Raw genomic sequence first — 11,448 nt, 5'->3', positions numbered from 1 at the left:
TGCAGAAATGGAATCGGCGGGAGATTCCGCGTAATATACTCTGCACTTTGATCACCAGACTAGGGAATAGCGTCAGAACAAGTCTCGGGAATGAATCGAATTATGGATGACGACATCAAGAATGCGATGCTGGAGGACCAGCATCGCGGACGCAAGGGCGTCCTTGACCTTCAGGCGAGGCGGGAACGAAAGCAGCTAAAGGATGGCTTTGCAAGATTGCTTCGGGATGGAACGAAGGAGCAGTTCGTCGACGCGCTTATCGCCCTCGGGCTGAAAGAGGCGTCGGACGACTTTCGCGCCGCGATGCAGGTGTGGCGCTCTGAGCGCGGCTAGCCTTGGCCACTACTTTTCCAAACGCGGCCATGCGCGCCTTTCGCTCTTCCGGCGTAAGCCGTGACAAATGCGACTGCGCAATGTCCGCGAGCCGCTCCACCGATTTGTCGTGATCCCTGCCCATACACCCGGTATTGTAACACGCTTGCCCGCATTATTCCGTGTTCTTGAACGTACCCTTTTGTTTGGCGATATCGATGAGCGTGGGATAGAACTGCACGAAGGTGTTGTCCACCGCGGCGTTCTGCGCGTGGCAGGAATAGCAGGATTCGCTGGCGGGACGAAGCTGTCCCGTTTTTGCTGCTCTTCCAAAAGTGAAGAATGCCCACTTGCCGGGAAATTTCTTTTCATCTTTTACTTCAACTTCTATGCCGAACAAGTTTCCCTGGAAATGACCGCCCTTGTTAATCGACCCTTTGGTCTCCGAGCCGCGGATCTCAAGGACCAGCATCGTTTGATCCGGCCAGGTTCCTGTCCGGAGGAATGCCCGATACGCTTCGGGATTGACGAATACGTTGTCAAATGGCGGCGTGGCATTTTGCATGGTCGCCGCCACGGGACCGTAATTCATGCCAATGCCCGAACTGAGCCAAACCCATTCGCGATAATTCTCCGGCTTCATCAATTCACCCGACCCGGAGTAGCGCGGGGTATCGGAGGACGCTGGCGAGGCCGCCGACCGCTGCGCGACACCACTACGCACGATGATCCCAACCAGCATGAGCGAAATGAGAATCAACGGAAGATAATTCTTCAACGAAGCAGTTCTTGCGTCTGGCATGAGCACCTCCTGCAAGCATTGTGCTTAATATTATCATATCGAGCCGTCAACCAAAGGAAACCGCCGGTACTGGCTCAATTTGAAAAATCTGGTTCAACGAGTGCGCATTGATCGGACAAGAGAATCAAATCTTCCCTGCGTCTCATTTTCCAGTAAACTTCCGGAAGGATGACAATGAGCCTGTTGCACCGATGGAACTTCTTGGGATTCATTGCACTCCAATGCCGATCCTTGAAGTTCTTCTTATCCCATAACGGAGCGATAACGATTTCCTTCATAAGATTCAGACCGAAACTCTCTTTTGATAAGGCCCACGCGTTCCCAGTTTCGGCTCTCGTAGCAGCTTCACCATATCTTCAATTTCCCAAACAGTCGATTCGATGCCTGCTGCCATCGCAAGACCGCCTCAATCGATCCGAACCGCTATTCAGCGGCCTTGTCGGCGGACAGAGGCAACGCGGCGGGCATCACTTCCAGTGCTTTGCGCAGGCGGGCGCGGCACAAATCTTTGCCCAGGATTTCCATAGAGTCGAACAGCGGCGTGGACTGCGCGCTGCCCGCGATGGCCACGTAGAATGGGCGCAGGAAGTCGCGCAGCTTGATGCCCGCGGCGTCAGCCGTTTGTTTGAATAGTGCGCCGATGGCTTCCTTCGACCAATCGTCGAGCAGCTCGAAACCTTCCATCACTTGGGTGAACGCCGCGCGCATGGCGGCTGGCAAAACTTTTTTATCCACGAAGTCCTCGGCCTTCACGGCAATCTCGCCGGAGAACAGGAACGCCGTCAGCGGGCCCAGTTCGCCCAGCGTGGAGATGCGCTCTTTCACCAGCGGGACGATCTTCATCAGGTAGTCCTTGTTCAGCGCCCACTGCTGGACGAGTGCGGCGAAGCCTGCGTCGTCGAAACTCTCGCGCATCCAACGGCCGTTCAGCCAGGTGAGTTTCTTGATGTCGAAGACCGGGCCGCCGAGCGAGACGCGCGTCAGGTCGAAGCTCGCGGCCATCTCGGCGAGCGAAAACTTTTCGTCGACAGACACACCGGACGCTGCATCGGCGACAGCGGGCATCGACCACGCCATCAGGCCGAGATAGTTGAGCAGCGCCTCGGGCAGAAAGCCCATGCGCTGATAATAAAGGATGCTGGTGGGATTCTTGCGCTTGCTCAACTTGCTCTTGTCGGGATTGCGCAGCAGCGGCAAGTGGCACAGCACGGGCGGCTGCCATCCGAAATATTCGTAGAGCAGCAGGTGCTTGGGCGCCGAGCTGATCCACTCCTCGCCGCGAATGACGTGGGTGATCTCCATCAGGTGATCGTCCACAACGTTGGCCAGATGATACGTCGGCATGCCGTCGGCCTTGACCAGAATCTGCATGTCCACGGTCTTATAGTCGAACTCGACTTTGCCGCGCAGCATGTCATTGACCACGCAAGTGCCCTGCTCGGGAATCTTCATGCGGATGACGTACGGCGTGTTCGCGCTCATCAACTGCTCACGCTCGCTCGGAGAGAGCCGCAGGCAGTGGCCGTCGTAGCCGGGCGTAACGCGGGCGCGCTGCTGGCTCTGGCGCAACTCGGCCAGCCGCTCCTGCGTGCAGTAGCAGCGGAAGGCGTGGCCCGACTCCAGCAACTCTGCGGCATGCTTCGCGTAGATCGCGCCGCGCTCGCTCTGGCGATAGGGCGCATGCGGGCCGCCGACATCGGGACCCTCGTCCCAATTCAGGCCCAGCCAGCGCAGTGAATCGAGAATGGCCTGCAGCGAGCGGTCGGTGGAGCGCGCCTGATCGGTGTCCTCAATGCGCAGCAGAAATTGCCCGCCCATCTTCTTGGCGAAACAATAATTGAACAGCGCCATGTAGGCGGTGCCGACGTGAGGATCACCAGTGGGCGAGGGCGCAACGCGCGTGCGTACAGTCAAGAGAATTCTCCTTAAAATTTGGACCCAGGCCGGGCGCGGATGCCGCCGCGGCAAAATGGTTGCCGATATTCCTTTGGAAATTTTGATTATACCGCAGACACCGCGGTCATTTGGCGGGGTCATGATGGAACGATCCGCTTGGGGCAGCCTGGACCGGGCACGCCCATAGAGCAAATCTAAAGCGAACGCGGAATGAAGGATTTGGGCAATTCTGCAAAAGTGTGCACTTTGGTCAGAACCGCATCTTCCGCCAATCTGTCAACGCTGTTTTAGGCAGCCGGGAGCAGCGGATTCTGACGGAAATACGCGATCATATCCAGCGCCACCGCGGTGGCCCCCAATTGCCGGAGCATGGTAGTCACTTGTCCTCGGTGATAAGTCGAGTGATTCACTCGATGAGTCAATTGCTGCCAGAGTGGCTCGGCAAATGACTTGCCCTCGAAGTTACTATAAGAGTGAGGTGATAGTAACTCATCCTGAGTGAGTGAGTTAATAAACTTACTCTGCTCACTCTCCACCTTTGTGAGCCAGCATCTTATCGAATCAGGAGTAGGGAATGTAGCAGTATCGAAGTGACGCTGGAGTGAGGTGCCCTTCCACCGTTGCAGCCAGACCCACTCAGCTGAAACAAGGTGAACCAAGGTATCGCGCACCGACGGGAAACTGCTGCCCATTTCCCGCAGGAACTCCCCTTGCTGCAGCTTGCCCACTGCATCCAGCAAGCGGGCGTTGGCCCAGCAATCATAAGCATACAACTCGTGAATGTATTGCAGATTCATAAAGACTCCTCCCGGCGCCTCTGGGGGGAGGATGTGCGGCTGGCGTGCCGTCGCCGCATGGTGGCTGCCTGATTCGTATTATAGTCCCGGCGCAGAACGTCGCGGACAGAATGTCGCGCGGCGGGTGTTGCCTAACCTGAAACAGCGATGCGGCCCCCGGCCCATGCCAACTTCGACATGCGCCGAGGACCGCATTAATAGGGCATCGCAGAGAGTTTCTGATTAAACCCGCGTCAGCCTTTCAGATACTTGCTGAAGTGCGCGAGCGTGCGTTCCCAGGCCAGCTTCGCGGCGGCCGCATCGTAGCGCGGAGTGGTGTCATTGTGGAAGCCGTGATTGGCCTTGTCATAGAAGTATGCCGAGTAGGTTACGTTCGCGGCCTTCAGTGCGGTTTCATAGGCGGGCCAGCCATCCGCGATCCGCTTATCCAGAGTGGCATCACCGTAATTGAGCACTAGCGGAGCCTTGATCTTGGCGGCGTCCGCAGCGGAGGGTTGGCCGCCATAGAACGGGACTCCCGCAGCCATGTCCGCGCCGAGCCGCACGGCCATCATGTTGACGATGCCTCCGCCAAAGCAGAAACCGACGGCGCCCACTTTGCCTGTGCAGTCCGCGCGCGCCTTCAGCCAGCGAATAGCAGCTTCGAAGTCATTGGTCATTTTCTCGCGATCCACTTTCTGGAATACCGTGGCTCCCTCCTCATCATTGCCGGGCCAGCCGCCGACGGACGAAGTTCCGTCCGGCGCGAGCGCCATGTAGCCCTCGGTGGCGAGGCGGCGGGCGACATCCTTTACGTAGGGGTTCAGGCCACGGTTCTCATGAATCACCATCACGCCAGGCAGCTTGCCGGTGGCGCTTGCGGGGCGAACCAGATAGGCGTTGATGCTGCCGTTGCCCTGCGGTGAGGGCACAACAAGGTTTTCTACCTTAATGCGCGCATCGCTCTCCGGCACCTGCTCGGCCCAGGCGTAGTTGGGCTTCAGGCTTTCCCACAACGCGGTCACGGTGATGCCACCGACGGCAAACTTCTTGGCGCCATCGAGAAACTCACGGCGGTTGATTTCGCCGTGTTGGTATAGGTGAAATAAGTCCAGTAGCTCCTGCGGAAATTCCTTTGCAGTCTTTCTATCCATAGGTGGGGCTCCTTCGGGTGATTGCGTCTCCGTATTACCGTCAGCTAGTCCGGCGGCACGGGCCAGTGCGGACTGGCGGCCAGTATATCACTCCAGGCGGACCAATCAAGGAGGAATTCGCGGGGTGTCTGGAAGCCCAGACGCACGACCCTGGCAACCTATAAAGAGACCCTCCCGATACACCCATGCCTGTTGTATAATTCGATGGGATAGGCTGTATGTGCCGGGCCAAGAGGGTCGGCGTTCCAGCCGGGATCACAGTCGAGGTCGGCATGGCAGTGGAGGTCGAGATGCGTAAAAGAATCGGCGTGGCAGCAACCATAATTCTATTGGCGTTGTTCGCTGTTCCGGGGCAAGCGCAGAAGAAACGTGTCGCGGTTTTTGATTTCGAGTACGCTACCGTTCAAGGCTCCGTTTCGTCCGTGATGGGATCCAGTGTCGATATTGGCAAAGGCATTGCGGACCTGATGGTCGAGGAGTTGGTCAAGACCGGGACCTACTCCGTCGTGGATCGCAAAGCCCTCGACAAGATTCTCTCTGAACAAGATTTCTCTAACAGTGATCGCGCCGACGCGAATACCGCCGCGAAGATTGGGAAGATTCTCGGCGTAGATGGAATCATCATCGGCAGCATCACTCAGTTTGGCGCAGACGATAAGACCACCAACGTCGGCGGCGGCGCGCTCAGTCGAGTCGGCGGACGCTTCGGCATCGGCGGTGTGTCCAGAAAGGAGAGCAAGGCGGTGGTAAGTATCAGCGCGCGGCTGGTAGGCACGGAGTCGGCTGAGATTTACGCCGTCGCCAGCGGCAAAGGTGAATCGACGCGCTCAGGCACAGGCATTGTGGGCAACAGCAGCTCAGGGGTCGGAAGCATCGACATGAAAAGCTCGAATTTCCGCGACACCATCATCGGCGAAGCCGTGAACAAGGCCGTCACCACACTTACCGTTGACCTCAATGCCAACGCCGACAAGGTTGTCGGAAAGAAAGTTTCGGTCGAAGGACTCGTGGCCGATGCGACAGGCGGAGTCCTGGTTCTGAACATTGGAACCAAAGTGGGCGTGCAAATTGGGATGAAGTTGGATGTGAAACGTTCCGGTCGCGAGATCAAAGATCCCGCAACCGGGAAAGTCATTCGCAGAATCGAGGAGGCCGTCGGCGAAGTGACCATCACGGAAGTAGACGCGACCTCCTCGGTCGGCAAATTCAGCGGCGCGGGAACTCCAAAGGTTGGCGATCGAATTGCATCAACCCAGTAAGCGGAAGGCTACAGAACATCATGGCCGCAGAGTTTGAACGAACCCAACCGATTCCGGGTACACCCGCGTCCGACCCTTCCGGAAGCATCTGGAAGAATCGCTACCTCATCGAGCGTGAGTTGGGACGCGGCGGCTTCGGCGTGGTGTTCCTGGCGCGCGACAAACAACTACTCTCGAAACCCGTCGTAATTAAACTGCTGCATGACGGCTCCTCTCCCGACACTTATTTCCAGAAGAAGTTTCAGCAGGAGATCGAGGCCATGGCGCGCATCGATCATCCCGGCGTGGTGGGCGTGCTCGACACCGGCGAGACGCCGGATCATCAGCCGTTTCTGGTAATGCAGTTTGTCGAGGGTGTTACGCTGCGCACGCTCATCCACCCCGGCGGAATGGAGTTTCGACAGGCGGCGCGCATTCTCCGCCAGGTAGGACAGGCGCTCAGCGCGGCGCACGACAAGGGCGTGTTTCATCGCGACCTGAAGCCGGAAAACATTATGGTGCAGTCGCTCGGCGAAGGCGAGATACAAGTCAAACTCATCGACTTCGGCATCGCCTCCGTGCGCGACTCACAGGTCGTTGGCGGCCAGCCCCAAGCGTCCAAGGTGGTCGGCACGCTGGCCTACATGGCTCCCGAGCAGGTGATGGGACAGGCGACCGGGTCGAGCGACATCTACGCGCTCGGCGTAATTGCCTACGAGATGCTAACCGGCCAACGGCCGGAGACCACGCCACAAGGCCTTGGCGTGAAGCCGCGTCAGATACGCTCCGACATACCCGAGGCAGCGGAAAACACCATCGTGAGAGCTGTCTCTTACCTGCCGGGAGAACGACAGGCTCGCCCGCGTGACTTCGGCGAAGAGATTGCCCGCGCGCTCGGCGCCGAGGCATCCATCTCCGCGCCCGTACCAGCCGTTCCGGCACTGCCAGCTTCCTCCTCCTCGCAGGGGCTGGAGACGGCTTACGTGCTGTTCATGGATCTGGTGAGCTACTCGATGCTGCACATGGATCTGCAAAGCCAGCGCATTCAGAAGCTCGGTGAGATCGTGCGCGGCACCGCCGAGTATCGTCGCGCGCAGCAAGCCAACCAGATTATTTCCCTGCCCACCGGCGATGGCATGGCGCTGGTGTTCTTCCAGAACCCTGTCGCGCCGGTGCAGTGCGCTATTGAGGTCGCTCGCGAGCTGAAGAATCACCCCGATCTGCCACTGCGCATGGGCGTGCATTCCGGCCCGGTGTATCGCATCGCCGACATCAACGCGAATTCCAACGTGGCCGGCGGCGGCATCAATTCCGCGCAGCGCGTGATGGACGTGGGTGATGCCGGCCATATCCTGGTATCGAGGACGGTCTCGGAAACCCTCAATCAATTGAGCGAGTGGTCAAAGACCTTGCACGACCTGGGTGAGGCCGAGGTGAAGCACGGCGTGAAGATGCATGTCGTCAATCTGGTTACGGCCGAGGTGGGCAATCCAGAGGTTCCCGAAAAGCTGAAGAAGGCACGCGCGTTGCTGGAGCAATTGCCATCGGCCCCGGCTCTTCCCGTTCCAGCAGGACAGGCGAAGGCGTCCACCGCCATCCCGATCGCCGCGCAACCACACGCTCCGGTCGCCTATCAACACAGCGCGCCGCAGGCCGTCCCCGCTGGCCCTGGCCGCGCGGGAACCTTCCTGGCCGTAGGTGGAGCGGCCTTGGTGATTGCCGCTGTCGCGGCGTATCAGTTTGGACTGATCGGCGGCAAAGGAGAGCCCGAGCGGGCAGGCTCATCGGATGGTTCAACGGATAGCTCCACGGCTGGCCAGACCTCAGTGCCCTCCGATGGAACATCGTCCGCACCGGGAGCGGATGGCTCCGTTGCCGGAGCGGCGGGCGGCGCAGGTGGAGGATCGAATTCCGGCGGTGGTGTACGAGCGGGCGCTGCTGGCGCGGCGGCCTTCAGCGGAGCCTCGGCCTCGGCGCAGTCCTCCGCACCATCGACGACGAACTCCAGTGGAGCAGGCGCGGCCTCCGCTGCTGCTTCGCAAGCTTCCTCGACGGGTGCGTCGAGACCAGTGTCAACATTGGCTCCCGTGACCTCACCGGCGACGCAATCCGGCCCAGCCGGGGCGGCTCCAGGCGAGTCCGCAGCATCTTCTACAGCAGGCAATCAGGCGTTGAGTGGGCTGCGCTCAGAGTTCGCCCTGCTGGCGGGACGGGCCAATTCCGTGGCCAACAGCATCTCGCGCATGGAGCAGCAGCAGGCACGCCAGGGCGTCGGCATGCGGGGCGACATGGCGGCGGCGCGCGACAGCATGGACTATCTGCTCGACGAAGCCAAGTCCGCGCTGGCCGAAGGCGACGCCGAATCCGCCAAGCGCAATATGGACCTCGCCGTCCGGCAAATCGAGAAGCTGGAAGACTTCCTGGGCCGCTAAAGGCTTCCTGGGCCGCTAAAGGCTTCCTGGGCCGCTGACAACCTGACCAAATCGTCGGCCCAGCCCAAAGTGCACACGTTCACGGTTCTGACCACTCTGACCAGATTGACAAACCAGGGATTGGGGGTTCGGGATTGGGGTTTGGGGGGAACTTCAGATCAGCTTTCCCGCCACTCCGCACCCGTCTCGCGCGTCAAATGATCCAAATCGTCCAACCTGACCACTCTGCCCACAAATCCCAAAGAATCCAAATTTTCCAATCTGACAAAATTCACGGTTTGTGAGTCGCGCTTCGTCCACCCGCGCTCCCCATTTCCCATTTGCAAAGTGGTTGAAAAATTGCCGGGAGGGTAATTTATGACCACCCCCCCGACCGCCGAAATCATCCTTCAACTGTAGTAGTGATGCAGGCATATGAGTGGCGCAGGCATTCTTGCCTGCGGCTTTTGCTAGCGCAGGTATTCCTGCCTGCCGAATTGAAAGCACTGCAAAACCCGCAGGCAAGAATGCCTGCGCCACCTGCGCGGCAAATCGCTTCCTGACCTTACGGATTTCCCTTTGCCAGTTCCATGAATCGGATATAATCATCCGCGACTCTCGTACTCGCGCTCTTGTGAAGCATGGATGGCTGACTCACACGACAACTCACCGGAAACTAACGGCTAACCAGCCAACGCGTCAGCGGGGCGCGACGCCGAAACCCCGCCACCGCTTGCTGACGCGCGCGGCACTGTAAGCACGGACCACCGTGCCGATAGCGAGTGGCAGGAACTGGGCGGCGAAGTCCGCCACCACACTGTCGAGGTGCTGCGGCTGATCATGATCCTGCTGCAGGACTCAGTGATCCTCATCGCCGGCTTCTTCGTCGAGTACATTTACGAACATTACCTGCACTCGCCGCAGCCCTTCTTCCAACTGGCCATCAACATCTCGTTAGCCATGTTCCTGCTGCTCTACAGCGTGATGGTTACCGTCCACGTGGTGAACTACGTGCGCAAGCAGTTCGGCTCGACCGTGGCAACCCTGTTCGGAAAGTACCTTCCGTGGGGACTGGCAGGCGCTGGCGTCATCGCCGCCGTAATCAGCATGAACAGGCCCGCCACGCACGACCCGGGCGAGGCCACGTCTCAGCTCGCAGTCAGCCGGTTGGCGATCACGCTGCCGCCGGGACAGCGGCTGGCGGCGCTGGACCAGCCCGCCATCGCCATCTCGCCTGATGGGAAAAATCTTGTGTATGTAGCGTCACAGAGCCGCGACCGCGAGGGAGCGGGGGCGGCGGTTTCCAACGGCGGTCAAGACCAAGGACAAAATCAAAACCAGCCCCCGCTTGCTGACGCGCGCGGCACGGTGACGGCGCAGCAGCTTTACCTGCGGCCGCTCGACAGTAATGAAGCAAAGCCCATCGCGGGGACGGAGGGCGCAACCGGGCCGTTCTTTTCGCCCGACGGCCAGTGGATCGGCTTCTTCGCCGGCGGCAAGCTGAAGAAGGTTTCCGTGAACGGCGGCTCGGCGGTTACTCTCGCCAGCGCGCCACAACCCGGAGGGGCCAGTTGGAGCAGCCAGGGAACTCTGGCGGTGCAGCCGATAAATTCGACACAGGCCCTACAACAGGTTTCGCAAGAAGGGGGCACGCCGCAGCCGCTAACCCGTCTGGGGAAAGGGGAGAACTATCACCGCTGGCCGGAATTCCTGCCCAATGGCCAAGGGTTACTTTTTGCGGGTTCGTCAAACTCCGGAACTTGGAACAACGCGCAGATTGATGTCCAGCCAGTAGGAACGGGAACCCCCGGCGAGGCAAAGAACCTGGCGCAAGGAACGCAGCCCCGCTATGCGGCGTCGAGCAAGATGGGGGACAAGATGGCGGGCCATCTGCTCTACGCGCAAGCGGGAACGCTGATGGCGGCGCCGTTTGATGCCCAGCGGTTGGCCCTGTCGGGAGCTGCCGTTCCCGCGCTCGAGGGGATGATGCAGTCTGGTAGCACCGGAGCCGCCCAGTACAGCGTCTCCGCCACGGGAACCCTGGCCTATCTGGCAGGAGGTGTTGCCGGAGACCAGAGCCTCCTGGTGTGGGTGAGCCGCAACGGCGAAGAGCAAGTCCTGCCCGCCGCTCCGCACAATTATCGGTTCCCGCGGGTCTCACCCGACGGAAGGCGGGTGGCTGTGGCGATCGCAGATCAGGAATCGCAGGTTTGGGTCTATGACGTTTCCAGAGATACCCTCACCCGGCTTACGTTTGAAGGAAACAATAACAGCGTCCCCGCCTGGTCGCCCGACGGGAAGCGGATCGCGTTCTGGTCAAACCGGGCAGGCCCGCAGAATCTGTTTTGGCAAGCGGCCGACGGCAGCGGCGCAGCGGAACGGTTGACCACCAGCGATAATCAAAACTCCCCGAATTCGTTTTCGCCGGACGGGCAACTGCTGGCGTTTTTCGAAGTTAATCCGCAGACCGGGCGCGACATCTGGGTGCTGAATCTAAAAGACCGCAAGGCGCAGCTGTTCCTGAAGACACCATACGAGGAAACCGCGCCGAAGTTTTCTCCCGACGGGAAATGGCTGGCCTATTCTTCGGACGAATCAGGCCGCCGGGAGATTTACGTGCAGCCCTATCCCGGCCCCGGCGGCAAGTGGCAGATATCCACCGATGGAGGACAGGAGCCGGTGTGGAATCTCAAAGGCGGGGAGCTGTTCTACCGCAGCGGAAGCAAGATCATGGCGGTGGACGTGAATCAGAGCCGCGACCGTGAGGGAGCGGGGGTTTCTGGAGCGGGGTCTTCCGCCTTTTCAGCGGGCAAGCCCCACATGCTCTTCGACGGCCCCTACCTGCCGACAACCGGCAGC

Annotated in this window: 9 protein-coding genes; 4 read left to right on the top strand and 5 right to left on the bottom strand. The window is 59.8% G+C overall.

The window, feature by feature from the left end; translation table 11 throughout:
• The first annotated feature begins 90 nt into the window (after positions 1-90).
• Complete coding sequence (locus tag EXQ56_14070) at positions 91-333, top strand: hypothetical protein (protein ID MSO21550.1); 243 nt, start codon at positions 91-93, stop codon at positions 331-333.
• A 154-nt stretch (positions 334-487) separates the two neighbouring features.
• Here the strand turns inward: EXQ56_14070 and EXQ56_14065 are convergent, their stop codons facing one another.
• From EXQ56_14065 to EXQ56_14050, 4 genes are all read right to left on the bottom strand, one after another.
• Positions 488-1,054, bottom strand: a complete 567-nt coding sequence (locus EXQ56_14065; protein MSO21549.1) for a cytochrome P460 — start codon at positions 1,052-1,054, stop codon at positions 488-490.
• A gap of 483 nt (positions 1,055-1,537) precedes the next feature.
• On the bottom strand, positions 1,538-3,151 hold the full coding sequence (locus EXQ56_14060; protein ID MSO21548.1) for a glutamate--tRNA ligase: 1,614 nt from the start codon (positions 3,149-3,151) through the stop codon (positions 1,538-1,540).
• A 146-nt stretch (positions 3,152-3,297) separates the two neighbouring features.
• Positions 3,298-3,807, bottom strand: coding sequence for a damage-inducible protein DinB (locus EXQ56_14055; GenBank protein ID MSO21547.1), 510 nt, complete (start codon positions 3,805-3,807; stop codon positions 3,298-3,300).
• Positions 3,808-4,040: 233 nt separating this feature from the next.
• Positions 4,041-4,940 carry a dienelactone hydrolase family protein gene (locus EXQ56_14050; protein ID MSO21546.1) on the bottom strand — a complete coding sequence of 300 codons (900 nt, stop codon included), beginning with the start codon at positions 4,938-4,940 and terminating at the stop codon, positions 4,041-4,043.
• A gap of 290 nt (positions 4,941-5,230) precedes the next feature.
• Between EXQ56_14050 and EXQ56_14045 the strand changes: the two genes are divergently transcribed.
• Both EXQ56_14045 and EXQ56_14040 read left to right on the top strand, forming a co-directional pair.
• Positions 5,231-6,199: a curli production assembly protein CsgG gene (locus EXQ56_14045; GenBank protein MSO21545.1), complete on the top strand. Its 969-nt coding sequence runs from the start codon at positions 5,231-5,233 to the stop codon at positions 6,197-6,199.
• Positions 6,200-6,219: 20 nt separating this feature from the next.
• A complete protein-coding gene (locus EXQ56_14040) occupies positions 6,220-8,610 on the top strand; it encodes a hypothetical protein (GenBank protein ID MSO21544.1) in 2,391 nt (796 codons plus the stop codon).
• A 153-nt stretch (positions 8,611-8,763) separates the two neighbouring features.
• Here the strand turns inward: EXQ56_14040 and EXQ56_14035 are convergent, their stop codons facing one another.
• Positions 8,764-9,198, bottom strand: coding sequence for a hypothetical protein (locus EXQ56_14035; GenBank protein MSO21543.1), 435 nt, complete (start codon positions 9,196-9,198; stop codon positions 8,764-8,766).
• Positions 9,199-9,429: 231 nt separating this feature from the next.
• Between EXQ56_14035 and EXQ56_14030 the strand changes: the two genes are divergently transcribed.
• On the top strand, positions 9,430-11,448 hold a 2,019-nt coding region (locus EXQ56_14030), incomplete at its 3' end, for a hypothetical protein (GenBank protein MSO21542.1).

The organism is Acidobacteriota bacterium, from assembly GCA_009691245.1.
Taxonomy (GTDB): Bacteria; Acidobacteriota; Terriglobia; order 2-12-FULL-54-10; family 2-12-FULL-54-10; genus SHUM01.
Note: the sequence above shows the minus strand (reverse complement) of the source record. Positions and strands in the feature narration are given on the sequence as shown.

What these genes read in the sequence shown, in the direction of transcription:
- EXQ56_14070 (MSO21550.1), top strand. Translation starts at nt 91, where the DNA reads ATGAATCGAATTATGGATGACGACATCAAGAATGCGATGCTGGAGGAC.
- EXQ56_14065 (MSO21549.1), bottom strand. Translation starts at nt 1,054, where the DNA reads ATGCTGGTTGGGATCATCGTGCGTAGTGGTGTCGCGCAGCGGTCGGCG.
- EXQ56_14060 (MSO21548.1), bottom strand. Translation starts at nt 3,151, where the DNA reads ATGACCCCGCCAAATGACCGCGGTGTCTGCGGTATAATCAAAATTTCC.
- EXQ56_14055 (MSO21547.1), bottom strand. Translation starts at nt 3,807, where the DNA reads ATGAATCTGCAATACATTCACGAGTTGTATGCTTATGATTGCTGGGCC.
- EXQ56_14050 (MSO21546.1), bottom strand. Translation starts at nt 4,940, where the DNA reads ATGGATAGAAAGACTGCAAAGGAATTTCCGCAGGAGCTACTGGACTTA.
- EXQ56_14045 (MSO21545.1), top strand. Translation starts at nt 5,231, where the DNA reads ATGCGTAAAAGAATCGGCGTGGCAGCAACCATAATTCTATTGGCGTTG.
- EXQ56_14040 (MSO21544.1), top strand. Translation starts at nt 6,220, where the DNA reads ATGGCCGCAGAGTTTGAACGAACCCAACCGATTCCGGGTACACCCGCG.
- EXQ56_14035 (MSO21543.1), bottom strand. Translation starts at nt 9,198, where the DNA reads ATGATTATATCCGATTCATGGAACTGGCAAAGGGAAATCCGTAAGGTC.